The sequence below is a fragment of the Streptomyces glaucescens genome, from assembly GCF_000761215.1.
Lineage (GTDB): Bacteria > Actinomycetota > Actinomycetes > Streptomycetales > Streptomycetaceae > Streptomyces > Streptomyces glaucescens_B.
Map to the genome: position 1 here is coordinate 2,659,220 of NZ_CP009438.1, position 23,160 is coordinate 2,682,379.

Here is a 23,160-nt window from a genome sequence, read left to right on the forward strand (position 1 = left end):
TACGCCCTGGTCACCTGCGTTTCGGGAGTGGAACGCGCAGCAGGTCGTACGCCACCGTCAGCTCGCCCTCGAACCCGGCGGCCCGCGCCTGGCGCTCGAACTCCGCCGGGTCGGAGTAGCGCTGGCTGAAGTGCGTCAGGACGAGGTGGCGCACATCGCTCGCCTTCGCCACCCGTGCCGCCTGCCCCGCCGTCAGATGGCCGTGCTCGACCGCCAGGTGCTCGTCCTCGTCGAGGAACGTCGACTCGATGACGAGCATGTCGCAGCCGTCCGCCAGCGCGTACACCCCGTCGCACAGCCGGGTGTCCATCACGAACGCGAACCGCTGCCCGCGCCGCGCCTCGCTGACCTCGTCCAGGGTGACGCCGCCGAGCACCCCGTCCCGCTGGATGCGGCCCACGTCCGGGCCCTCGATGCCGTGCGCGGCCAGCCGCTCGGGCAGCATCCGCCGTCCGTCGGGCTCCACGAGCCGGTAGCCGTACGACTCGACGGGGTGGGACAGCCGGTACGCCTCCAGCGTGTAGGAGCGGGTGCGGGCGAGGACGCCGTCGGCGTCCACCGGCGCCTCCGCCAGCCTCACCGTCTGCCGGTAGGCGGTGGCGTACCGCAGCCGCTCGAAGAAACGCTGCCCGGACCGCGGGTAGTGCGCGGTGACCGGGTGCGGCACCTGGTCCAGGTTGATCCGCTGGATCACGCCCGGCAGACCCAGCGAGTGGTCCCCGTGGAAGTGCGTGACACAGATCCGGTTCAGGTCGTGGGCGGCGACACCGGCACGCACCATCTGGCGCTGGGTGCCCTCACCGGGGTCGAAGAGGATGCCCTCGCTGTCCCAGCGCAGCAGGTAGCCGTTGTGGTTGCGGTGCCGGGTCGGGACCTGGCTGGCGGTGCCGAGGACCACCAATTCACGGACGGACACGGTGCTGCTCCGCCTATCCGGGAGGCCATTCCAGACCGCGTCCGCCGAGCACGTGCGCGTGGGCGTGCCAGACGGTCTGGCCGGCGCCGCTGCCGGTGTTGAAGACGATGCGGTAGCTGTCGAGCTTCTCGTCGTCGGCGACCGCCCGGGTCTCCCGCAGCACGTCGGCGGCCACCTCCGGGGCGCCGGCGGCGAGTTCGGCGGCGTCGGCGTAGTGCGCCTTCGGGATGACCAGGACGTGCGTGGGCGCCTTGGGGTTGATGTCCCGGAAGGCGACGGTCGTGTCCGACTCGCGGACGATCGTCGCGGGGATCCGCCCCGCGACGATCTTGCAGAACAGGCAGTCGTCCTGCGGTTCCCCTGCCATGGTCCCTCCGGGGTTCGGGCCGTTGATCGTCTGGGTGGGCATCGTATCGTCGCCGGGCGCGGGGCGCTGGCGGCCGGTCGCACGGGATCCCCGCGCTCCCGTGGGCGGGTGCGGGCACCCGCTCCGGTCACGGCACGGCGGGCGGCACCTTCGCGGGAGTCGACTCCAGGGCCTCCAGGGCCAGGCGGATCGCCTCGTCGAGCTGGGCGTCGCGGCCCGCGGCGTGGTCCTGGGGGCGCTGCACGACCGCCACGTCCGGGTCCACGCCGTGGTTCTCCACGCCCCAGCCGTAACCCTCCAGCCAGAAGGCGTACTTGGGCTGGGTGACCAGCGTGCCGTCGACCAGCCGGTAGCGGCTGTCGATGCCGATGACGCCGCCCCAGGTGCGGGTGCCGACCACCGGGCCGAGACCGAGCGCCTTGATCGCCGCGTTGACGATGTCGCCGTCGGAACCGGAGAACTCGTCGGCGACGGCCACGACCGGTCCGCGCGGCGCGTCCTCGGGATAGCTGTACGGCCGCATCCCGCGCGGCACGGCCCAGCCGACGATCCGCCGGGCCAGTTTCTCGACGACGAGCTGGGAGGTGTGCCCGCCCCCGTTCTCCCGGACGTCCACGATCAGCCCCTCACGGGTGACCTCCACCCGCAGGTCCCGGTGGATCTGCGCCCAGCCGGGCGCCTGCATGTCCGGCACGTGCAGGTAGCCGAGCCGCCCGCCGGACCGCTCGCGCACGTGGGCCCGCCGGTCGGCGACCCACGCGTGGTAGCGCAGCGGCTCCTCGTCGGCGACCGGCACGACCACGGTGTGCCGCACCTCGCCCCCGCCGGCCGGCGACACGGTCAGCTCGACGGGCTTGCCCGCCGTGCCGACGAGCAGCGGGCCCGGCCCGGTCACCGGGTCCACCGGCCGTCCGCCGACGGCGACGATCGCGTCCCCGGCGCGCACCGCGACACCGGGCGCCGCGAGCGGGGAGCGGGCCTCCGGGTCGGAGGTCTCGGAGGGCAGCACCCGGTCGACCCGCCAGGTGCCGTCCGGGTGCCGGGAGAGGTCCGCGCCGAGCAGCCCCTGCCGGTCGCCGTGCCCGCGGCCGCCGCGCGGCACCACGTAGGCGTGCGAGGTGCCTAGCTCGCCCTGCACCTCCCAGAGGAGGTCGACGAGGTCGTCGTGGGTGGCGACCCGGTCGACGACGGGCCGGTAGCGGTCGAGGACCGCGTCCCAGTCGACTCCGTTCATGTCCGGCCGCCAGAAGTGGTCGCGCATGATCCGGCCGGTCTCGTCGAACATCTGCCGCCACTCGGCGGCCGGGTCGATCGTCTGCCGGACCCGGGTCAGGTCGACGGTGACGTTGGTGTCGCTGTCGTCGTCGCCGGACGCCCGCCGGTCGCTGGGGACGACCTTCAGCCGTCCGCCGGTCCACAGCAGCACCCGCTTGCCGTCGCCGCTGACCTCGAAGTGGTCGGCGTCGGCGGCCAGGTGCTCAAGCCGCTGCTGGGCGAGGTCGTAGCGCTCCAGCTCGGTGTGCGGGGCGGGGTCGTCGGGGGTGGCCCGGGAGACGCCGAGGACGCCCTGCACGGGGTGGCGCAGCCACAGCACCCCGTCCTTGGCGGCGCGCAGGCCGGAGTACCGGCCGGCCTCCACGGGGAACGGGACGATCCGGTCGGCGAGCCCGTCCAGGTCGATCCGGGTGGCCGGGGTGCCCTCGCTGTCCGGGGTCTCCTCCTTGTCCGGCGCCTCGAAGGGCCGCCCGTGCCGCTGCGGGCCGAACGGGGACGGCGTGGTCGCGGCGAGGGTGATCAGATACGGCCGGTCGCCGGTGACGAACGCCAGGTCGAAGACGTGCTCGTCGTAGACCGGGTCGAAGGAGCGGGTGGACAGGAAGGCGAGGTGCCTGCCGTCGTGGGTGAAGGCGGGCGCGTAGTCCTGGAAGCGCAGCGGGGTCGCCTCGGCGACCGTCAGGTCGGTGGTGTGGGCCAGCCTGATCTGGCAGAGCGGGCTGGGGCCGGGGTGCGACCAGGCCAGCCACGCGGAGTCCGGGGAGAACGCCAGCCCGGAGACGTCGCCGTGCTCACTGCGGTCCACCTCGCGGACCTCGCCGGTCTCCCGCTCCACGAGCAGCACCCGCCCGTCGTGCGCGGCGACCGCGGCCCGGCTGCCGTCGGGGGCCATCGCGAGGCCCAGCACCCGGCCGAGCCGCCCGGCGGCGAGCCGGCGGGGGGTGGCGCCGGGCGCGAGCCCGGTGGCGGGCGCGAACTCCAGGGCGTCCTCGCCCTCCGCGTCCGTCACCCACACCACCCACTCCTCGCCCTCCACCCGGAAGGTGCGCGGCAGCCGGGCCCGGACGCCGGGTGTGGCGGCGAGGGCGCGGGCGGGGCCGGAGCGGTGGGTGACCCAGTGCACGGTGCCGCGCACCGCGACCGCGCTGCCGCGCGCGGTGTGGTCGGGCGCGGCGGCCCCGAACCAGCGGGCCGCGTCGACCTGGAAGGGCTGGCGGTCGGTGCGCTGCCCGCCCAGCCGGATGCCGAGGCGGCGGGGCTCGGCGCCGTCGAGGTCGTCCAGCACCCACAGCTCACCGGCGCAGGAGTAGACGACGCGGGTGCCGTCACCGGCCGCGTGCCGGGCGTAGAAAGGGCCGAGGGGTGTGTGGCGGCGCAGGTCGGAGCCGTCGGCGAGGGAGGAGTAGAGCGCTCCGGTCCCCTCGTGGTCGGAGAGGAACGCGATCCGCTCCCCGGCCCACAGCGGGTACTCGATGTTCCCGTCCAGCTCCTCGTGGAGCCGTACGAACTCGCCGTCGCCGTCCCGGTCGATCCACAGCTTGCCCGCCGTACCGCCCCGGTACCGCTTCCACCAGGCGGCCTCGCGGCCCATCGGCGCCGACAGCAGCACCGTGTGCGGGCCCTGGGCGACACCGCCGACGGGGCCGTACGGCAGCCGGGTGGCCGGGCCGCCGTCCAGCGGGACCGTGTGCGCCCAGCTGCGGCGGGAGCCGGCCTGGCCGTGCGTGGTCAGCGCGAGGACCTGCCCGTCGTCGGTCCAGCCGCACACCTGGGTGCGCCGGCTGCCCCAGTGGGTGAGTCTCCTGGACGGGCCGCCGTCGACCGGCGCGACGTGCACCTCGGGTGCGCCGTCGCGGGTGGAGGTCCATGCGACGGTGGTGCCGTCGGCCGAGATGCGCGGCAGGGTCACCGGCACGTTGTCGGCGCTGACCCGCCAGGCCCGGCCGCCGTCGAGCGGGGCGAGCCACACGTCGTCCTCGGCGGTGAACGCCACCAACTCGCCGTGCGGATGCGGAAATCGGAGATACCCCGGCGTGGACTGTGTCACGTGATCACCCTATGCAGGGGCAGGCCCGGTGAACAGCGGTTCCGTTCACTTCCCTTGGGGCCAGCACTGGGGATCGCTCTGGCACCAGACGGTCCTGGTGACCGTCACCGTGACCTGCGGGCCGGGGCCGCCGGGCGGCTGGTTCACGGGCGGCGTGCCGGGCGCGTCGCAGTCGCCGAGGCCCCGGACGTGGAACCACTCCCTGCCGTCGACCTTCGCGACGAGGTCGCCGCGCACGCACCGGCCGTTGACCGCGCGGGTGACCTTGCCGTCGACGGTGATCTCCCTGCCGTCGGAGGTCTCCCCCTCGCAGTCCACGTCGGCGACGGTGTCCTCGCTCGCGGCCGGGGCGGAGCCGCCGTCGTCCCCGAAGCTCGCGGTGCACGTCAGCCACCGCACGTCCGCCTTCCGCCGCTCCAGTTCCCGGGTCACCGTCTCGTCGGTGGTGTACGCCACGGTCGCCGAGCTGAGCCCGCCCGGTTCACAGGCCACGGCTCCGCCCACCGCCAGCGCCACGAGCACCACGGCACCGGCCGGCCGCCGCCCCGGCCCGCCCCAAATCCGCCTCAACACCCCCATGAAAGGGCATGCTGCCACCGTACGACCGCCAACGGTAGAGCGCATACGGCCATGTGTGCCCGTGAAGTGCCGGTGGGCCGGGGACGGTTGGGGGCCGGCCTCGTGCCGGGAGGGGCCCCGGCCGGCCCGTCGGGGGCGGTCACCGGCCCGGCCACCGCGTGGTCGACGGACACGGCACCCACCTCGACCCATACGAGCCGGGCAGCGTGCGCGCGCTCGTCGGCGAGGCGGCCCGGCGCGGGCTGCCGCCCCACGCCCGGGACCCGGAGGGCCCGAAGCCGCTGCGGGCGGTCGGTACCGGCCGCCCGCGGCTGCCGTCCGGGACTCAGTCCCAGCGGCCGGTGCGGCCGAGGAGCAGCGCGGCGGCGGCCGTACCGGCGGTGGAGGTGCGCAGCACGGAGCGGCCCAGTACACAGGCCCGGGCACCGGCCTCCCGGAACAGCGCCAACTCGTCGGAGGACACGCCCCCTTCGGGGCCGACGACGAGCACGATCTCGCCCTCGGCGGGCAGTTCGGCGGTGGCCAGCGGCTCGCTGCCGTAGTCGAAGTCCGAGTGCAGTACGGCGGCGAAGTCGGCCTGCGCGAGCAGCGCGGCGACCTGCTTGGTGGACGCCAGGTCCGCCACCTCGGGGAAGCGGACCCGGCGGGACTGCTTGCCCGCCTCCCGGGCCGTGGCCCGCCACTTGGCGAGGGACTTCAGACCGCGGTCGCCCTTCCACTGGGTGATGCAGCGGGCGGCCTGCCACGGCACGATCGCGTCCACGCCGACCTCGGTCATCGTCTCCACGGCGAGTTCCCCGCGGTCGCCCTTGGGCAGGGCCTGCACGACGGTGATGCGGGGCTGCTCGGGGGGCTCCTCGGCGTAGGAGTCCAGCCGGACGATCAGCCGGTCCTTGCCCTCGGTGCCGAGCACGACGCAGTCCGCCCAGCGGCCCGCCCCGTCGGTGAGGATCACGTCCTCGCCGGGCTGGAGCCGCTTCACGGAGACGGCGTGCCGCCCCTCGGGGCCCTCGACGACGTAACGCCCGCCGGGCCCGGACGCGAAGTGCTCGACCACGAACACCGGTGCCGTCATCGCGGGCCACCTCCCGCGACCGCGGCGCGTGCCGCCGCCAGTTCGGCCGCCAGCACCTCCACGAGCTGTCCTGCGGGCAGTTCGCGGGCCATCCGGTGGCCCTGTCCGGCCCACAGCGCCATGCCCTGCCCGTCACCGGCCTTCGCGGCGGCCTTGCGCAGCGGCGAGGTGAGGTGGTGGACCTCCGGGTAGGCGGCGGGGGCGTACCGTCCGTGCTCGCGCATGAACCGGTTGACCAGGCCGCGTGCCGGGCGGCCGGAGAAGGCGCGGGTGAGTTCGGTGCGGGTGAACAGCGGGTTGGTCAGCGCCTGCTTGTGCACGGCCTGCGCGCCCGACTCCGGGGTGGCGAGGAAGGCGGTGCCGAGCTGGGCGGCGCTCGCGCCCGCGGCGAGGACGGCGGCGATCTGGCTGCCGCGCATGATGCCGCCGGCGGCGACGAGGGGCAGCCGCACCGCCTCGCGGACCTGGGCGACCAGGGAGAGCAGCCCGATGCCGGAGCCGTCGTTCTCGGGGATGTCCCGGTGGGTGCCCTGGTGGCCGCCGGCCTCCACGCCCTGCACGATCACCGCGTCCGCGCCGGCCTGCTCGACGGCGCGGGCCTCGTCGGCGGTGGTGGCGGTGACCAGCGTGAACGTGCCGGCGCGGCGCAGCGCGTCGAGCGCGTCCCGGCCGGGCACGCCGAAGTGGAAGGAGACGACCGGCACCGGGTTGTCCAGCAGCACCGCGAGCTTGGCGTCGTAGCCGTCGTCCCGGCCGCTGTCCGGGTCGCCCAGCTCCGTCTCGTACCAGGCGGCCTCGCCGGCCAGTTGGTGGGCGTAGACGTCGACGGCCGCCGGCTCGGCGTACTCCGGCTGCGGCATGAAGAGGTTCACGCCGAAGGGGCGGCTCGTCAGCCCCCGCAGCTGCTTGATCTCCTGGTACATGCCGTCGGCCGTCTTGTACCCGGCGGCCAGGAATCCGAGCCCCCCTGCCTCGGACACGGCGGCGGCGAGCTGGGGCACGGAGACGCCGCCCGCCATGGGGGCCTGCACGATCGGGTGGGGGAAGAGATCGGTCAGTGCAGAGGACATGACGGCATGGTGTCACGTCCTCCGGACAAGTCCGAATCAGGGCGCCGCACCGGCACGGGCCACCGGCACGGCCCCCGGCGCCACCCTGATCGGCGGCCGCCGAACACGTCCTCCAGCCGCGAGAACAGCCCCTGCCGGCCCGGCTGACCGTGCCCGCCCGGGGGCAACCCCCGGACCCCCGGCCGCCGCCCGCCGCACCGCCTGGCGAGCAACCGGCCCCGTGGTCGGCCGCACCGCCCACCGGACAACCGGCCCCACGATCGGCCGCACCGGCCGCCAGGCGACCGGCCGCCCGGATCAGCGGCCGTTGAACGCGTCCTTCAGCCGCGAGAACAGCCCCTGCTGGCCCGGCTGGAACTGGCCCGTCGGGCGTTCCTCGCCGCGGAGCTTGGCCAGTTCGCGCAGCAGGCGTTCCTGCTCCGGGTCGAGCTTGGTCGGGGTCTGGACCTCGACGTGGACGATGAGGTCGCCCCGGCCGCCGCCGCGCAGATGCGTGACGCCCCGGCCGTGCAGCGGGATCGACTGGCCGGACTGGGTGCCCGGGCGGATGTCGACCTCCTCCATGCCGTCCAGCGTCTCCAGCGGCACCTTGGTGCCGAGGGCCGCCGCCGTCATGGGGATCGTCACCGTGCAGTGCAGGTCGTCGCCGCGCCGCTGGAAGGTCGGGTGCGGGAGTTCGTGGATCTCCACGTACAGGTCACCGGCGGGGCCGCCGCCGGGGCCGACCTCGCCCTCACCGGCGAGCTGGATCCGGGTGCCGTTGTCGACACCGGCCGGGATCTTCACCGTCAGGGTGCGGCGGGAGCGGACCCGGCCGTCCCCGGCGCACTCCGGGCACGGGTTCGGCACGACCGTGCCGAAGCCCTGGCACTGCGGGCACGGCCGCGAGGTCATGACCTGGCCCAGGAAGGACCGGGTGACCTGCGAGACCTCACCCCGGCCGCGGCACATGTCACACGTCTGCGCCGAGGTGCCCGGCGCCGCGCCCTCGCCGCTGCACGTGGTGCAGACGATCGCGGTGTCGACCTGGATGTCCTTGGTGGTGCCGAAGGCCGCCTCGTCGAGTTCGACCTCGATCCGGATCATGGCGTCCTGGCCGCGGCGGGTGCGCGAGCGCGGTCCGCGCTGCGACGCCGTGCCGAAGAACGCGTCCATGATGTCGGAGAAGTTCCCGAAGCCGCCCGCGCCGAAGCCGCCGGCGCCCGCGCCGCCGCTCTGCGAGAGCGGGTCGCCGCCGAGGTCGTAGACCTGCTTCTTCTGCGGGTCCGACAACACCTCGTACGCGGCGTTGATCTCCTTGAACCGCTCCTGGGTCTTCGGATCGGGGTTGACGTCCGGGTGCAGCTCGCGGGCGAGCCGCCGGAAGGCCTTCTTGATCTCTTCCTGCGACGCGTCGCGGCGCACGCCGAGAACGGCGTAATAGTCCGTGGCCACTTACGACTCCGCCAGGATCTGTCCGACGTACCGTGCCACCGCTCGTACCGCTCCCATCGTTCCCGGGTAATCCATGCGGGTCGGTCCGACCACGCCGAGCTTGGCGACTGCCTCGCCGCCCGAACCGTAGCCGACCGACACCACCGACGTGGAGTTGAGTCCCTCATGGGCGTTCTCGTGACCGATGCGCACGGTCATGCCCGGATCCTTCGCCTCGCCCAGCAGCTTCAGGAGCACCACCTGCTCCTCCAGCGCCTCCAGGACGGGCCGGATCGTGAGAGGGAAGTCATGTCCGAAGCGGGTGAGATTGGCGGTGCCGCCGATCATCAGCCGCTCCTCGGTCCGCTCGACCAGCGTCTCCAGCAGCGTGGAGAGCACCGTCTGCACGGTACCGCGATCCTCCGCCTCGAAGCCCTCGGGGAGATCCTGCACCAGTTGCGGCACATCCGTGAAACGGCGTCCGGCGACCCGGCTGTTCAGCCGCGCCCGCAGATCCGCCAGGGACGTCTCGCCGAACGGCGCCGGGCAGTCGATCATCCGCTGCTCGACCCGTCCGGTGTCGGTGATCAGGACCAGCATCACCCGTGCGGGCGCCATCGACAGCAGCTCCACGTGCCGCACCGTGGACCGGGTCAGCGAGGGGTACTGCACGACCGCGACCTGCCGGGTCAGCTGCGCGAGCAGCCGCACCGTGCGGGCCACGACGTCGTCGAGGTCGACGGCGCCGTCGAGGAAGTTCTGGATCGCGCGCCGCTCGGGCGCGGTGAGCGGCTTGACCTCGGCGAGTTTGTCGACGAAGAGCCGGTAGCCCTTGTCGGTGGGGATCCGCCCGGCGCTGGTGTGCGGCTGGGCGATGTACCCCTCGTCCTCCAGGGCGGCCATGTCGTTGCGGACCGTGGCCGGCGAGACGCCGAGGTTGTGCCGCTCGGTGAGCGCCTTGGAGCCGACCGGCTCCTCGGTTCCGACGTAGTCCTGGACGATGGCGCGCAGTACCTGAAGCCGTCGTTCACTGAGCATCCGCGCACACCTCCAGCGGTCCGTCCCCTTGGCGCTCCCCCTGGCACTCACCGCATGCGAGTGCCAGCCTTACCGGCCCAGTGTACGGCCGTCGGGTACGCCCCGGGCAAGGCCGGTCCCGTGCGGTCGTGCGCCCGGGGGCGTCACGGTTAGCGTCGCGGTATGACGGTGACTTGGGAAGAGCTGGGGTGGGAACGGCTGGCGGCCGGGGTCGGCCGGTGCCGCCTGCCGGGCTGGGACTGCACGGCGGGGCTGGTCCTCGGTGAGGGCACGGCTCTGCTGATCGACGCGGGTTCGGGCCTCGCGGAGGGCGCCCGGCTGCGCGCCGAGGCCGAGGAACTCTCCGGCCACCGTGTGACCCATCTCGCGCTGACCCACCCCCACTTCGATCATGTCTTCGGAGCGGCGGCCCTGGCGGGCGCGGAGGTCTACGGCGCGGTCGGCGTCGACGCGGCGCTCACCTCGCGCCGGGCCCGCGAGGAGCTGCGGAGGGACGCGGTCCGCAACGGCCTGGACGGGACGTCGGCGGGCGAGGCGGCGGACACCCTGGTCGCGCCGCGCCACCACGTCTCCGGCGAGTGGACCCTCGACCTCGGCGGCGGCTGCCAGGTGCTGCTCGCGAACGTCGGCCCCGGCCACACCGCCCACGACCTGGCCGTCCTCGTGCCCGGCGAGACGGAGGTGGTCTTCTGCGGCGACCTGGTCGAGGAGTCCGGCGAGCCGCAGGCCGGCCCGGACGCCGTACCGTCCCGCTGGCCCGACGCCCTGGACCGCCTGCTGGCGCTCGGCGGCGAGGACGCGCTCTACGTCCCCGGCCACGGCGCGGTGGTCGACGCGGCCTTCGTGCGCCGCCAGCGCGACGCCCTCGCGGCCCGCTTCGGCGTGTCGGGCTGAACCCGTGGAGGGCTGTCCATATCGTCATTCGAATGCGCCAGTACTCTCCGGACCTGACCCCGCCCTGGAAGAAGCCCGCGCCCGTCCCGGAGGTCCCGGCGGAGCCCGGCCTGGTGGTCGAGGAGCCGGGGACCGGGTTCTGCGGCGCGGTCGTCCGCTGCGAGGCGGGCACGGTCACGCTGGAGGACCGCTTCGGCAAGCACCGGGTGTTCCCGCTGGAACCGCGCGGCTTCCTGCTGGAGGGCAGGACGGTGACCCTGGTACGGCCCGCCGCCGCGGCCCCCGCACGACCCGCCCGCACCGCCTCCGGCTCGGTGGCCGTCCCCGGCGCCCGCGCGCGCGTGGCCCGCGCCGGCCGCATCTACGTCGAGGGCCGCCACGACGCCGAGCTGGTGGAGAAGGTGTGGGGCGACGACCTGCGCATCGAGGGCGTGGTCGTGGAGTACCTGGAGGGCGTCGACGACCTGCCGGCGATCGTGGCGGACTTCGCCCCGGGGCCGGACGCGCGGCTGGGCGTCCTCGTGGACCATCTCGTCCCCGGCTCCAAGGAGTGGCGCCTCGCCCAGTCGGTGACCAGCGAGCACGCCCTCGTCGTCGGCCACCCGTACATCGACATCTGGCAGGCGGTGAAACCGTCGGCCCTGGGGATCGCGGCGTGGCCGGAGGTGCCCAGGGGGCAGGACTGGAAGACGGGCGTGTGCCGGGCGCTCGGCTGGCCGTCGGACAACACCGGGGCGGTCTGGCAGGCGATCCTCAAGCGCGTCGGCTCCTACAAGGACCTGGAGCCGGAGCTGCTGGGGCGGGTGGAGGAGCTGATCGACTTCGTCACGGGCGGCGGTGGGGCCTGACGCCGGGGAAGTCCCGGCCGCCGGCGTCCGGCTCGACGCCGAGGTCGGCCAGGGGCAGCGCACCCACCGGGGTGATCAGTCCACCAGGTCCCTGACCACCGCGTCCGCGAGCAGCCGGCCCCGCAGGGTGAGCACCGCGCGCCCGCGGTCGTACGGCTCTTCCTGGAGCAGGCCCTCGGACAGCGCCCGGCGGGACGCCTTCAGGCCCTCCTCGCGGAGGAGGTCCAGCGGCACCCCCTCGCGCAGGCGCAGCTCCAGCAGGATGCGCTCGACGCGCCGGTCCTCGTCGGACAGCAGCTCACGGCCCGCCCCCGGGGAGCGGCCCGCCGCCAGTGCCGCCGCGTAGGCGCCCGGGTGCTTGACGTTCCACCACCGCACCCCGCCGACGTGCGAGTGGGCGCCGGGGCCCGCGCCCCACCAGTCCGCGCCGCGCCAGTACAGCTCGTTGTGCAGGCAGCGCCCGGCCTGTGAGGTCGCCCAGTTGGACACCTCGTACCAGTCGTAGCCCGCCGCGGACAGCCGCTCCTCGGCGATCAGATAGCGGTCGGCGTGGACGTCGTCGTCGGTCATGGGGACCTCGCCGCGGCGGATCCGGCGGGCGAGCCGGGTGCCCTCCTCGACGATCAGGGCGTACGCCGAGACGTGGTCCGGGCCGGCGCCGAGGGCCGCGTCCAGCGAGGCGCGCCAGTCGTCGTCGGACTCGCCGGGCGTGCCGTAGATCAGGTCGAGGTTGACGTGCTCGAAGCCCGCCGCGCGGGCCTCCGCGACGCACGCCTCGGGGCGGCCGGGGGTGTGGGTGCGGTCGAGGACCTTCAGCACGTGCTGCCGCGCGCTCTGCATGCCGAAGGAGATCCGGTTGAAACCGCCGTCCCGCAGCTCGGCGAGGTAGGCGGGGTCCACCGACTCGGGGTTCGCCTCCGTCGTGATCTCGGCGTCGGCCGCGAGCCCGAACTCCTCGCGGATCGCCCCCAGCATCCGCACGAGGTCACCGGCCGCCAGCAGGGTGGGCGTGCCGCCGCCGACGAAGACCGTGCGGACCTCGCGCGGGTCGTCGCCGAGGACCTTGCGGGCCAGGCGGATCTCGTCGGTCAGGGTGCCGGCGTAGTTGTCGCGGGAGGCGAGGACGCCGCCGGTGCCGCGCAGCTCGGTGGCGGTGTAGGTGTTGAAGTCGCAGTAGCCGCAGCGGGTCGCGCAGTACGGGACGTGCAGGTAGAACCCGAGGGGGCGGTCGGCCGCCCCGGCGAGCGCGGACGCGGGCAGCGCGCCGTCGGCGGGGACGGGCTCGCCGTCGGGGAGTGCGGAAGGCATGTCCTCATTGTCCCGCACTCCCGTCCGGTGCCCGGCACTGCCGTCTCCTCGCCGCCCGCGCTACGGCCGCCGCTCGGCCTGGAGGACCAGCAGGGCGAGATCGTCCTCGGGCGGGCTGTCGCCGAAGTCGTGCACCTGCCGCCGGATCCGCTCGGCGACCAGCTCCGCGCTCAGGCCCGCGCACCCGGCCAGCGCCGCCGCGAGACCGTCGCCGTCGTCGAACTGGCGGGAGCCGCAGCGGCGCTCGGTGACCCCGTCGGTCACGCAGAGCAGGGTGTCGCCGGGGTGCAGTGCGAAGGTCTCGCTGGTGTAGGTCTCGTCCTCGACGACGCCGAGCAGGGTCTGCGGGCGGGCGACGGTGCGGACGTCGCCGGCGGGACCGAGGAGCAGCGGGAGGGGGTGGCCCGCGGCGGCGAGGGTGCAGCGGACGCCGCCGTCGAAGGGGGCCAGCTCGCCGTAGAGGAGGGAGAGGAAGCGGGTCTGCGGGCCGTCGCCGGGGGCGAGGGGCCCGGCCAGGGCACGGGCGGCGGCGTCGGCGGCCTCGGTGGCGTCGTCGAGGAGCAGCTGGTTGAGGCGGTCGAGGACGTCGGCGACGCGGTAGCCCTCGCGGGCGAGCAACCGCAGCCAGGGGCGGGCCAGGCCGATCACGACGGCGGCCTCCGGGCCCTTGCCCTGGACGTCGCCGATGGCGAAGCACCAGCGGCCGTCGCCGGCCGGGAAGAGGTCGTAGAAGTCGCCGCTGGGCCCGCCGACGTCGCACGGCTCGTGCACCAGGGCGCTGCGCAGTCCGGGGACCTCGGGGACCGTGCCGGGCAGCAGTCCGCGCTGGAGGACGGAGCTGATGGTGACCTGCCGGGCGTACTGCCGGGCCGCCCCGATGGCCAGCGCCACCCTGCGGCTCAGGTCCTCCACCAGCCCGGTCACCTCGCCGGGCAGCCGTGTGACCCCGGCCCGCCCGATGACCAGCGTCCCGAGCGGCCGCCCCCCGGCGACGAGCCGGAACGCCATGGCGGTGCCGGGGGCGGCGGCCCCGGTGGGGGCGGCGGCCCCGGTGGGGGTGGCGGCCCCGGTGGGGGTGGCGGGGGCAGCGGCCCCGGTGGGGGCGGCGCTCAGGGCCTCCCCCGGCCAGGGGTAGGGCACCGGCCCGCCGGTCTCCGTCTCCTCGGCCGTGCCGGGCGGCTCCTTCTCCAGGGCGCGGCGCAGTTCCTCCGTGTGGTCCTCGCTGGCGTGCCAGACGCGGGCCAGGCGGGGACCGGGCGCGCCCACGCCGCCGTCGGGACGGCGGGCGCGGCCCATAGCCTCGTCCTCCAGCCAGATGGCGCACCAGTCGGCGAGCCGGGGCACCAGCAGCTGGCCGGTGAGGGCGGCCACCAGGTCCTCGTCGAGCTGCCCGGCGAGCAGGTCGGACGCCTCGGCTAGGAAGGACAGGGCACCGCGTCCCAGCCAGGCGCGGTCCCGCTCGGCCCGCCGCCGCTCGGGCGCGAGCAGTCCGGCGACCGACAGGGACCCGCCGGGGTCCTCCTGCCGCGGGTGCCCGTCGCCGGTCACCCGCGCCCACACGGTCTTGGCGCCCCGGCGGTAGGTGACGCCCCAGGATTCGCAGAGGGCGGCGACGAGGCGGAGGCCGCGGCCGTACTCGGGGATCCCGTGGGCGGGCTCGCCGGCCGCGTCGCGCGGGGCGCGGGAGGGGTGGCGGTCGCAGACCTCGACGACGAGCGCGCCGGTGTCCGGCTCCAGCCGGCACTCCAGTTCCACGTCGGTGCCGGCGTGCACGACCGCGTTGGTGACCAGTTCGCTGACGACGACCGCGGCGTCCTCGCCGACCCGGTCCGCGCCGGGCAGCCCCAGGTCGCCCCACTCGCGCAGCGACGTGCGCAGCAGCCGGCGGGCGGCGCCCGGGGCGAGCGGGCCCCCGGTGAGGGTGGTGCGCGCCTGGGGCGGCGCGGGCGCGGTCACGGGGTCGGTCTCCGGGTACGCCAAAGACTCCCGCTGTGTCGGTATGGCCCCCATGTCCAGCTCCCCGGGCAGTGGGACGGTGTGGTGCCGCCAGGGTGACAGACGGACCCCGTCCGACCGCGCCGAGTTACCGAAGTGGGCCGTGTTGAGTGAGGAGCCTGCTCCGCACATGGCCGAATCCGGACCGGTTGGGGTCCGGATCCGAGCATCCGAACTATGCCGCTGGCTCAGGCCCACCGTCCCGTGTTGCCCGGGACGGTGTGCCGGGCGGGCCGGTGGGCCCGTGCAGGGGCGTGGGTGGGCCGGTGCACCCGATGCAGGTGCGCGGGCGGGCCGGGGGTGCGGGCGCCGCTACTTCTCGCGCGTCCCCTCGTACATCTCCTCGATCAGGTGCTTGTACTCGCGCTCCACCACCGGCCGCTTCAGCTTCAGGCTCGGGGTGATCTCGCCGTGCTCGACGTCGAGGTCGCGCGGCAGGAGCCGGAACTTCTTGATGGTCTGCCAGCGCTGGAGCCCGGCGTTGAGCTGCTGGATGTAGCCGTCGACCATCTCGACGGTGGCGGGCGCGGCGACCACCTCGGCGTACGACTTGCCCGCCAGGCCGTTCTCCTTCGCCCAGCCGAGGATCGCGGCCTCGTCCAGGGCGATGAGCGCGGTGCAGTAGTTCCGGTCGGCGCCGTGCACGAGGATGTTGGAGACGAAGGGGCAGACCGCCTTGAACGCGCCCTCGATCTCGGTCGGCGCGATGTACTTGCCGCCCGAGGTCTTGAACAGGTCCTTCTTGCGGTCGGTGATCCGCAGGTAGCCGTCGTTGGACAGCTCGCCGATGTCGCCGGTGTGGAACCAGCCGTCCGGCTCCAGCACCTCGGCGGTCTTCTCGGGCAGGCCGTGGTAACCGGCCATGATCCCGGGGCCGCGCAGCAGGATCTCGCCGTCCTCGGCGATCCGCACCTCGGTGCCGGGCAGCGGCTTGCCGACCGTGCCGGTGCGGTAGGCCTCGCCGGGGTTGACGAAGGAGGCGGCGGCGGACTCGGTGAGGCCGTAGCCCTCGAGGATGTGGATGCCGGCGCCGGAGAAGAAGTAGCCGATCTCGGGGGCGAGGGCGACCGAGCCGGAGACGCAGGCCCGCAGCCGGCCGCCGAAGGCCTCACGCAGCTTGGCGTAGACGAGCTTGTCGGCGACCGCGTGCTTGGCGGACAGGGCGAAGGGGGCGGTGGCGTTGCCGGTGCGGCGGAAGTTGTCCTGGGTGACCTTGGCGTACTCGCGGGCGACCTCGGCGGCCCACTGGAAGATCTTGTACTTGGCGGGGCCGCCGGCCCGGGCCTTGGCGACGACGCCGTTGTAGACCTTCTCGAAGATCCGGGGCACGGCCGCCATGTACGTGGGCTGGACGACCGGCAGATTCTCGATGATCTTGTCGACCCGGCCGTCGACGGCGGTGACGTGGCCCACCTCGATCTGCCCGGAGGTCAGCACCTTGCCGAAGACGTGGGCGAGCGGCAGCCACAGGTACTGCACGTCGTCGCGGGTGACCAGGCCGGTCGCCGCGATGGCCTTCGCCATGTACGACCAGTTGTCGTGCAGCAGCCGCACGCCCCGCGGGCGGCCGGTGGTGCCGGAGGTGTAGATGAGGGTGGCCAGCTGGTCCTTGGTGATCGCGCCGACCCGCCGCTTGATCAGCTCGGGGTCCTTCTCCAGCCGGGCGGCGCCGCGGGCCTCGAGTTCGCCCAGGCCGATCACCCAGTCGCCGGTCTCGACGCCGGTGGTGTCGATGACCACGACGTGGGCCAGCTCGGGCAGCTCGGCGCGCTTGGCCCGCGCCTTGGCCAGCTGCTCGGCGTTCTCCGCGATCAGCACGCGGCTGGCGGAATCGGAGAGGAGGAAGGCCGACTCGTCGGCGTTGGTCTGCGGGTAGATCGTGGTGGTGGCCGCGCCCGCGCACATGATGCCGAGGTCGGCGAGGATCCACTCGATCCGGGTGGCGGAGGCGAGCGCGACGCACTGCTCCGGTTCGATCCCCAGCTCGATCAGCCCCGCCGCGATGGCGTACACCCGCTCGGCGGCCTGCGCCCAGCTCAGCGACTGCCAGGCGTCGGGGCCCTGGCCGGAAGCCGGCGGCACCGGGTAGCGGTATGCCTCGGCGTCCGGGGTGGCGGCCACGCGCTCCAGGAAGAGGCCCGCGACGGACGGCGGACGGTTCTCGATCAGGGTCTGTGTGTCGGTCACGACATCCTCCGGGGGCCCGCGACGGTGCGGCTTGTTTTCACTCGCGGGGCGTTGTTTAACTCGCGAGTAACTATCGGGCAGGGACAGGTTAGAGCCCGGTCGCCCGCTGCGTAAGGTCCCGCGCCCACTCACTTCGTGTCACGTGCCCCGCGAAGACGCCCGCGGCACGCCGGGGGCCCGCCGCGCTTTCGCACGACGGGCCCCGAGATGTCCGTTTCGCCGGTGACCGGCGGTGTGACCGGCGGTTACTTCTTGCCCTTGCCCGATCCCGCGCTGTCGTCGCTGGAGAGCACCGCGATGAAGGCCTCCTGCGGAACCTCCACGGAACCCACCATCTTCATCCGCTTCTTGCCTTCCTTCTGCTTCTCCAGCAGCTTCCGCTTGCGGGAGATGTCACCGCCGTAGCACTTGGCGAGGACGTCCTTGCGGATGGCGCGGATGGTCTCGCGGGCGATCACCCGGGAGCCGATGGCGGCCTGCACGGGCACCTCGAAGGCCTGCCGCGGGATCAGCTCCTTGAGCTTGGCCACCAGCCGCACCCCGTAGGCGTACGCCTGGTCCTTGTGGGTGATGGCGGAGAAGGCGTCGACCTTGTCGCCGTGCAGCAGGATGTCGACCTTCACCAGGCTGGAGGTCTGCTCGCCGGTGGGCTCGTAGTCCAGCGAGGCGTAGCCGCGCGTCTTCGACTTCAGCTGGTCGAAGAAGTCGAAGACGATCTCGGCGAGCGGCAGGGTGTAGCGGATCTCGACCCGGTCCTCGGAGAGGTAGTCCATGCCGAGGAGGGTGCCGCGCCGGGTCTGGCACAGCTCCATGATCGAGCCGATGAACTCGGTCGGCGCGAGGATCGTGGCCCGCACGACCGGCTCGTACACCTCGTTGATCTTGCCCTCGGGGAACTCGCTCGGGTTGGTGACGGTGTGCTCGCTGCCGTCCTCCATCACCACCCGGTAGACCACGTTCGGCGCGGTCGCGATCAGGTCCAGCCCGAACTCGCGCTCCAGCCGCTCCCGGATCACGTCCAGGTGCAGCAGGCCGAGGAAGCCGACGCGGAAGCCGAAGCCGAGGGCCGCGGACGTCTCCGGTTCGTAGACGAGCGCGGCGTCGTTGAGCTGGAGCTTGTCGAGGGCCTCGCGCAGCTCCGGGTAGTCCGACCCGTCCAGCGGATACAGGCCGGAGAAGACCATCGGCTTCGGGTCCTTGTACCCGCCGAGCGCCTCCGTGGCCCCCTTCTGCTGACTGGTGACCGTGTCACCGACCTTCGACTGGCGGACGTCCTTCACCCCGGTGATCAGATAGCCCACCTCGCCGACGCCGAGGCCGTCGGCCGGCAGCATCTCCGGCGAGTTGGTGCCGATCTCCAGCAGCTCGTGGGTGGCGCCGGTCGACATCATCTTGATGCGCTCGCGCTTGTTGAGCTGGCCGTCGATGACACGGACGTACGTCACGACACCGCGGTACGAGTCGTAGACGGAGTCGAAGATCATGGCGCGCGCGGGCGCGTCCTTGACGCCGACCGGCGCGGGGACCTCGGCGACGACCTTGTCGAGCAGCGCGTCGACACCCACACCGGTCTTCGCGGAGACCCGGAGCACGTCGCTCGGGTCGCAGCCGACCAGGTTCGCCAGCTCCTCGGCGAACTTCTCGGGCTGCGCCGCCGGCAGGTCGATCTTGTTCAGCACGGGGATGATCGTGAGGTCGTTCTCCATCGCCAGGTAGAGGTTGGCGAGGGTCTGCGCCTCGATGCCCTGGGCGGCGTCGACGAGGAGGATCGTCCCCTCGCACGCGGCGAGCGACCGCGAGACCTCATAGGTGAAGTCGACGTGCCCCGGCGTGTCGATCATGTTGAGGATGTGCGTGTTGCTCTTGTCGTGGGTCGGGGCCCACGGCAGACGCACCGCCTGGGACTTGATCGTGATGCCGCGCTCGCGCTCGATGTCCATGCGGTCGAGGTACTGGGCGCGCATCTGCCGCTGCTCGACCACACCGGTCAGCTGGAGCATCCGGTCGGCGAGCGTGGACTTGCCGTGGTCGATGTGCGCGATGATGCAGAAATTGCGGATCAGAGCCGGGTCGGTACGGCTCGGCTCGGGCACATTGTTAGGGGTCGCGGGCACGCAGGGTCCTGTCTCTTGAGGCGCCTTATGCCTCGGGTCGGATCGATACGTAGCTTCCATGGTCCCACGGGAGCGGCGCGGCGACCGGTTTGGGCCACTGGAAGGGCCGCTGGTAGTGTAGGGGGCTGTGTCTCATGCCCTCTCAGCGCGAGGCACGACCCCAAGAAATCACCTGGCACGGGACGCGGGATCCGCTGGGATCCCTCTCGCCCCGTGCCTGAACCTGAAAAGGCTCATTCGTGGCGAACATCAAGTCCCAGATCAAGCGGATCAAGACCAACGAGAAGGCCCGGCTGCGCAACAAGGCCGTCAAGTCCTCCCTGAAGACCGCGATCCGCAAGGCCCGCGAGGCCGCTGCCGCGGGTGACGTCGAGAAGGCCACCGAGTACCAGCGCGCTGCCGCGCGTCAGCTCGACAAGGCCGTCTCCAAGGGCGTCATCCACAAGAACCAGGCCGCCAACAAGAAGTCGGCGCTGGCTGCGAAGGTCGCGTCCCTCCAGGGCTGAACCCCTCATCTGGTCTGATCGCCGGTAGGACCCGAGCGGGCCCTCTCTCATCCGCTCCCGACCGGCACCCCGAGTCCGTTCGCGGCCTGCGTTCGCCACGCGGGAACGGACTCAGCAGCTTCATCCGGAGGCCCCGCCTCCCGCCCTTCCCCAGGGCGGGAGGCGGGGCCTTCGGCCATGCCCGCGGGCGGGATGATCGGGGTCGCCGTCACGACCACGGGTCATCCTCACGACCAGAAGTCGTTGTTCGCCTCGATGTCCTGGACGCACTCGTCGATGTCGCTGATCTTGTCGCCGACGATCCGGAAGACGAGGGCGCCGTCGTCGTCGATGTGCTTGCCGCCGCGGTCGGCCGTGAAGCGCATCATGCCGACCGCGTGGCCCCGGCCGTCCACGGCGACGCCGCGCAGGTCGACCTGCATGTTCCCGCCGGTCTCCTCGTGCATCCGGCGGTACATGTCGATGATCGCGTCCTGCCCCTTGAAGTCACCGGACAGCGGGTGGCTGCCGGGCACGTGATGGGTGCAGTCCGAGGTCATCAGCTCGCGCAGGGTGTCCATGTCGCCCCGGGTGAAGGCTTCGTACCCCTTGCGTACGACTTGGGCGTGCGGGTGTTCAGCCATGGCGATCGCCACCTCTCCGTCATCGGCGATGTACGGCTGACACGCCCGATTCTCCTCCGCTCCCGCTACGCCCGCCCTCTGGACCGCGCGGCCCTGGCGATGATGACGACGGCCTTCTCCAGTGCGTACTCGGGGTCGTCCCCGCCGCCCTTCACCCCGGCGTCCGCCTCGGCCACCGCCCGCAGCGCGACGGCGACCCCGTCCGGCGTCCAGCCCCGCATCTGCTGCCGGACCCGGTCGATCTTCCACGGCGGCATGCCCAGCTCCCGCGCTAGATCGGCGGGGCGCCCGCCGCGCGCGGAGGACAGCTTGCCGATCGCCCGCACTCCCTGGGCGAGCGCGCTGGTGATCAGCACCGGGGCGACACCGGTGGCCAGCGACCAGCGCAGCGCCTCCAGCGCCTCGGCCGCCCGCCCCTCCACCGCCCGGTCGGCGACGGTGAAGCTGGAGGCCTCGGCCCGGCCCGTGTAGTACCGCCCGACGACCGCCTCGTCGATGGTCCCCTCCACGTCGGCGACCAGCTGGGACACGGCCGACGCGAGCTCCCGCAGATCGCTGCCGATCGCGTCGACGAGTGCCTGGCACGCCTCCGGCGTGGCGGACCGCCCGGCCGCCCGGAACTCCTGGCGCACGAACGCCAGCCGGTCGGCCGGCTTCGTCATCTTCGGGCAGGCCACCTCCCGCGCCCCCGCCTTGCGCGCGGCGTCCAGGAGGCCCTTGCCCTTGGCGCCGCCCGCGTGCAGCAGCACGAGGGTGATCTCCTCGGCGGGCGCGCCGAGGTAGGCCTTCACGTCCTTGACGGTGTCCGCGGACAGGTCCTGCGCGTTGCGCACGACCACCACCTTGCGCTCCGCGAAGAGCGACGGACTGGTCAGCTCGGCGAGGGTGCCGGGCTGGAGCTGATCGGGGGTCAGGTCACGTACGTCCGTGTCGGCGTCGGCGGCCCGCGCGGCGGCCACCACCTCCTGCACGGCACGGTCGAGCAGGAGGTCCTCCTGGCCCACGGCGAGCGTCACCGGGGCGAGAGGGTCGTCATTCGCAGCTTTCCTGGCCATCGGGTCAAGCATGGCACGCCCCACTGACAGCGGTGTGTGCCCGGTGCGCCGCCCGGACGCCGGTGCGTGGCCGGCCCCGGGGACGCGGGACCCGCGCTCGGCCGCCCACGGCCCGCGGTGCCAGGCGTCGGAAGCCCGGCGCCGGCAGCCCGGCGTGACAGGCGGTATGCGCCGCCCCCTACGGCTCCTCGCGCCAGCCGTCCCACTCCCCGGCGAACTCGTCCAGCTCCCGCGGGTCGAGCACCGCGGCCTCGTCCCGCAGCACCACCAGCCACTGCGCGTCCTCGGCGTCGTCCTCGCCCGCCAGCGCGTCCCGCACCAGGCGCGGCTCCTCGTCGACCCCGAACCGCTCCCCCAGCGCCTCGGCCGCCTCCTCCGCGGCATCCCGGTCGGGCAGCACCAGCACATGTCTCACATCGCTCACGGCACCATTCTCCGCCACGGCTGCGCCGCCACGTCACCGGCCGCCCCACACCTCTTTCCGGGGGTGCCGCTCAGGCTCCGATCCGGTTCCGGCTGGCCATCGCCGCCTGAGCCCACGGACGGCCCTCCCGCCGCCCAGAAGACCGCCCTGGGCACACGGGCCCCGGGGCGGTCTCTGCGTCCAGGGAGAGCGACGGAGACCCCACGACGGGCCTACGCGGCCATGGGGGGCTCATCGCTCTCCGCCGGGGGTTCCTGCTCCTCGGGCTTGGCGGCCTCGTCCTGCTTCTGCTTGAAGCGCTCCAAGGCATCGCGCACTTTCCCAGCCGAGTCGATCACGTCCGGGAGCTGGTCCAGCACCCCCTTCAAGGCAAAGAGGGAGATGGAGGCCAGGCCAGCAATGGCAAGGATGGCGAGTGTCGCCCCGTTCACGTCTCGGTCCTCTCGGATCAAGTGGCCGAGCTGGGGGCTCATGCGCAGGGCATTCCTCAGCTCGGCCACAACAACAACTGCTGTGACACGAACTGAGAAGCCCCGCGCCGACGTATCGCCGGGATCTCAGTCGGCAGGGCCTGGCCCTACCGTGGATACACTTCGGTGATCAAAACTAGGCATCAGTTGGCAAGCCCAGATCACACGCCGCTACGGCTGGCCGACATCGGATGAGTGGGCCTTACCTCCGAATGAAGGGACCAACCCACTCAGCAGCCCGCCCACTGACTAGTCGCGCACTCAGAGGTGCGGACGCCGCCAAGAACGGCAAGAGTGATCTTGCTTGGTGCCCAAAGTGAGTTCGCAGCTCCTCAGGGCACGACCACGAGGATAGCGCACTGCCGTCGAACTATGCCCCGCAAAAAGACATTTGGGCTTTGAGCTGCTGAAATGTCACCGATTCTCGGCTAGGTGGGGCGGCCTAGGCGGCTGCTGGAGGTTCCTTGTCGTCCACCGGGACCGCCACGGGTGGCTGCCCCTCGGTGTCGTCGGGCTTGACCGCCTCGTCGTGCTTCTTCTTGAAGCGTTCCCAGGCGTCACGCGCTCGGCTGGCGGAGTCGAAGACGTCAGGGAGCTGGTCAAGGATGCCCTTGATCGCAAAGAGCAGCACGGAGGCCACGCCAGTGATGGCGAGAATGATGATGGCGGTGCCGTCCACCGACTTCCCTTTCGTGTTCATGGGAACACGCACTCAAGCCGGTGCCGCAGGCACCTCGACCCGAGTGGGTGTTCCTCTCTTCGGGTCGAGACACCTGCGCTGACGCTCTGCGCAAATGATCTCGTTTGTGGACCGTGCTCTCGGCCCACGGGTACTGCTGGACGTGCTATTTAGGCGCTTGGTTGAACCTCACCAGCCCTCACCGACTCGCGTCGTGGGGAGCCTTGGCGGAAACATCCCCGTCAATGACAGCTGATGCGTCCTGGTTTCCCGACCG

At 72.9% G+C, this 23,160-nt stretch carries 20 protein-coding genes; 3 read left to right on the forward strand and 17 right to left on the reverse strand.

The features are described from left to right. Positions 1–10: 10 nt before the first annotated feature. From SGLAU_RS11450 to hrcA, 8 genes are all read right to left on the reverse strand, one after another. Positions 11–916 carry a ribonuclease Z gene (locus SGLAU_RS11450; protein ID WP_043500765.1) on the reverse strand — a complete coding sequence of 302 codons (906 nt, stop codon included), beginning with the start codon at positions 914–916 and terminating at the stop codon, positions 11–13. Positions 917–929: 13 nt separating this feature from the next. Beyond that, positions 930–1,283: a histidine triad nucleotide-binding protein gene (locus SGLAU_RS11455; protein ID WP_043506510.1), complete on the reverse strand. Its 354-nt coding sequence runs from the start codon at positions 1,281–1,283 to the stop codon at positions 930–932. Between the two features lie 127 nt (positions 1,284–1,410). Then, complete coding sequence (locus SGLAU_RS11460) at positions 1,411–4,605, reverse strand: S41 family peptidase (protein ID WP_043500768.1); 3,195 nt, start codon at positions 4,603–4,605, stop codon at positions 1,411–1,413. Between the two features lie 45 nt (positions 4,606–4,650). Continuing rightward, positions 4,651–5,184, reverse strand: coding sequence for a hypothetical protein (locus SGLAU_RS11465; RefSeq protein WP_052413713.1), 534 nt, complete (start codon positions 5,182–5,184; stop codon positions 4,651–4,653). A gap of 325 nt (positions 5,185–5,509) precedes the next feature. Beyond that, the gene (locus tag SGLAU_RS11470; protein ID WP_043500772.1) at positions 5,510–6,259 is read right to left on the reverse strand and encodes a 16S rRNA (uracil(1498)-N(3))-methyltransferase; all 750 of its coding nucleotides are present in this window, start codon (positions 6,257–6,259) and stop codon (positions 5,510–5,512) included. Then, positions 6,256–7,329, reverse strand: coding sequence for a nitronate monooxygenase (locus SGLAU_RS11475; protein ID WP_043500773.1), 1,074 nt, complete (start codon positions 7,327–7,329; stop codon positions 6,256–6,258). Before SGLAU_RS11475 ends, SGLAU_RS11470 begins: the two co-directional genes overlap by 4 nt. A gap of 297 nt (positions 7,330–7,626) precedes the next feature. Beyond that, a complete protein-coding gene (gene dnaJ, locus SGLAU_RS11480; RefSeq protein WP_043500776.1) occupies positions 7,627–8,763 on the reverse strand; it encodes a molecular chaperone DnaJ in 1,137 nt (378 codons plus the stop codon). Beyond that, positions 8,764–9,780, reverse strand: a complete 1,017-nt coding sequence (gene hrcA / locus SGLAU_RS11485; protein WP_043500778.1) for a heat-inducible transcriptional repressor HrcA — start codon at positions 9,778–9,780, stop codon at positions 8,764–8,766. It abuts the gene before it with no gap. A 162-nt stretch (positions 9,781–9,942) separates the two neighbouring features. On the opposite strand from hrcA, the gene SGLAU_RS11490 reads away from it, so the two are divergent. Next, the gene (locus tag SGLAU_RS11490; RefSeq protein WP_043500779.1) at positions 9,943–10,674 is read left to right on the forward strand and encodes an MBL fold metallo-hydrolase; all 732 of its coding nucleotides are present in this window, start codon (positions 9,943–9,945) and stop codon (positions 10,672–10,674) included. 32 nt (positions 10,675–10,706) lie between these two features. Next, on the forward strand, positions 10,707–11,522 hold the full coding sequence (locus tag SGLAU_RS11495) for a DUF3097 domain-containing protein (protein ID WP_043500781.1): 816 nt from the start codon (positions 10,707–10,709) through the stop codon (positions 11,520–11,522). 75 nt (positions 11,523–11,597) lie between these two features. On the opposite strand, the gene hemW is transcribed toward SGLAU_RS11495, so the two are convergent. The 4 genes from hemW to lepA all read right to left on the reverse strand — a co-directional run bounded on the left by hemW (position 11,598) and on the right by lepA (position 19,126). Beyond that, positions 11,598–12,830, reverse strand: a complete 1,233-nt coding sequence (gene hemW, locus SGLAU_RS11500; RefSeq protein ID WP_043500783.1) for a radical SAM family heme chaperone HemW — start codon at positions 12,828–12,830, stop codon at positions 11,598–11,600. A gap of 60 nt (positions 12,831–12,890) precedes the next feature. Beyond that, a complete protein-coding gene (locus tag SGLAU_RS11505) occupies positions 12,891–14,840 on the reverse strand; it encodes an ATP-binding SpoIIE family protein phosphatase (RefSeq protein WP_043500784.1) in 1,950 nt (649 codons plus the stop codon). Between the two features lie 297 nt (positions 14,841–15,137). After that, on the reverse strand, positions 15,138–17,012 hold the full coding sequence (locus tag SGLAU_RS11510; RefSeq protein WP_043500785.1) for an AMP-dependent synthetase/ligase: 1,875 nt from the start codon (positions 17,010–17,012) through the stop codon (positions 15,138–15,140). 245 nt (positions 17,013–17,257) lie between these two features. Further along, on the reverse strand, positions 17,258–19,126 hold the full coding sequence (gene lepA, locus SGLAU_RS11515; RefSeq protein WP_043500787.1) for a translation elongation factor 4: 1,869 nt from the start codon (positions 19,124–19,126) through the stop codon (positions 17,258–17,260). Positions 19,127–19,365: 239 nt separating this feature from the next. Here lepA and rpsT point away from each other — a divergent pair, with 239 nt between their 5' ends. Continuing rightward, positions 19,366–19,632, forward strand: coding sequence for a 30S ribosomal protein S20 (rpsT, locus tag SGLAU_RS11520; RefSeq protein WP_043500789.1), 267 nt, complete (start codon positions 19,366–19,368; stop codon positions 19,630–19,632). Positions 19,633–19,859: 227 nt separating this feature from the next. On the opposite strand, the gene SGLAU_RS11525 is transcribed toward rpsT, so the two are convergent. From SGLAU_RS11525 to SGLAU_RS11545, 5 genes are all read right to left on the reverse strand, one after another. After that, the gene (locus SGLAU_RS11525; protein WP_043506512.1) at positions 19,860–20,255 is read right to left on the reverse strand and encodes a nuclear transport factor 2 family protein; all 396 of its coding nucleotides are present in this window, start codon (positions 20,253–20,255) and stop codon (positions 19,860–19,862) included. 65 nt (positions 20,256–20,320) lie between these two features. Continuing rightward, complete coding sequence (gene holA / locus SGLAU_RS11530) at positions 20,321–21,310, reverse strand: DNA polymerase III subunit delta (protein WP_208868904.1); 990 nt, start codon at positions 21,308–21,310, stop codon at positions 20,321–20,323. A 178-nt stretch (positions 21,311–21,488) separates the two neighbouring features. Next, on the reverse strand, positions 21,489–21,734 hold the full coding sequence (locus tag SGLAU_RS11535; RefSeq protein WP_043500794.1) for a hypothetical protein: 246 nt from the start codon (positions 21,732–21,734) through the stop codon (positions 21,489–21,491). A 212-nt stretch (positions 21,735–21,946) separates the two neighbouring features. Next, on the reverse strand, positions 21,947–22,207 hold the full coding sequence (locus SGLAU_RS11540) for a hypothetical protein (protein WP_244315197.1): 261 nt from the start codon (positions 22,205–22,207) through the stop codon (positions 21,947–21,949). A gap of 439 nt (positions 22,208–22,646) precedes the next feature. Next, a complete protein-coding gene (locus tag SGLAU_RS11545) occupies positions 22,647–22,904 on the reverse strand; it encodes a hypothetical protein (RefSeq protein ID WP_244315198.1) in 258 nt (85 codons plus the stop codon). Between the last annotated feature and the right edge of the window lie 256 nt (positions 22,905–23,160).

Bases quoted from the DNA above. Each gene is read 5' to 3' on its own strand.
- SGLAU_RS11455 (WP_043506510.1), bottom strand. From the start codon at position 1,283: ATGGCAGGGGAACCGCAGGACGACTGCCTGTTCTGCAAGATCGTCGCG.
- SGLAU_RS11465 (WP_052413713.1), bottom strand. From the start codon at position 5,184: ATGGGGGTGTTGAGGCGGATTTGGGGCGGGCCGGGGCGGCGGCCGGCC.
- SGLAU_RS11470 (WP_043500772.1), bottom strand. From the start codon at position 6,259: ATGACGGCACCGGTGTTCGTGGTCGAGCACTTCGCGTCCGGGCCCGGC.
- SGLAU_RS11475 (WP_043500773.1), bottom strand. From the start codon at position 7,329: ATGTCCTCTGCACTGACCGATCTCTTCCCCCACCCGATCGTGCAGGCC.
- hrcA (WP_043500778.1), bottom strand. From the start codon at position 9,780: ATGCTCAGTGAACGACGGCTTCAGGTACTGCGCGCCATCGTCCAGGAC.
- SGLAU_RS11490 (WP_043500779.1), top strand. From the start codon at position 9,943: ATGACGGTGACTTGGGAAGAGCTGGGGTGGGAACGGCTGGCGGCCGGG.
- SGLAU_RS11495 (WP_043500781.1), top strand. From the start codon at position 10,707: ATGCGCCAGTACTCTCCGGACCTGACCCCGCCCTGGAAGAAGCCCGCG.
- hemW (WP_043500783.1), bottom strand. From the start codon at position 12,830: ATGCCTTCCGCACTCCCCGACGGCGAGCCCGTCCCCGCCGACGGCGCG.
- SGLAU_RS11505 (WP_043500784.1), bottom strand. From the start codon at position 14,840: ATGGGGGCCATACCGACACAGCGGGAGTCTTTGGCGTACCCGGAGACC.
- SGLAU_RS11525 (WP_043506512.1), bottom strand. From the start codon at position 20,255: ATGGCTGAACACCCGCACGCCCAAGTCGTACGCAAGGGGTACGAAGCC.
- holA (WP_208868904.1), bottom strand. From the start codon at position 21,310: ATGGCCAGGAAAGCTGCGAATGACGACCCTCTCGCCCCGGTGACGCTC.
- SGLAU_RS11540 (WP_244315197.1), bottom strand. From the start codon at position 22,207: ATGAGCCCCCAGCTCGGCCACTTGATCCGAGAGGACCGAGACGTGAAC.
- SGLAU_RS11545 (WP_244315198.1), bottom strand. From the start codon at position 22,904: ATGAACACGAAAGGGAAGTCGGTGGACGGCACCGCCATCATCATTCTC.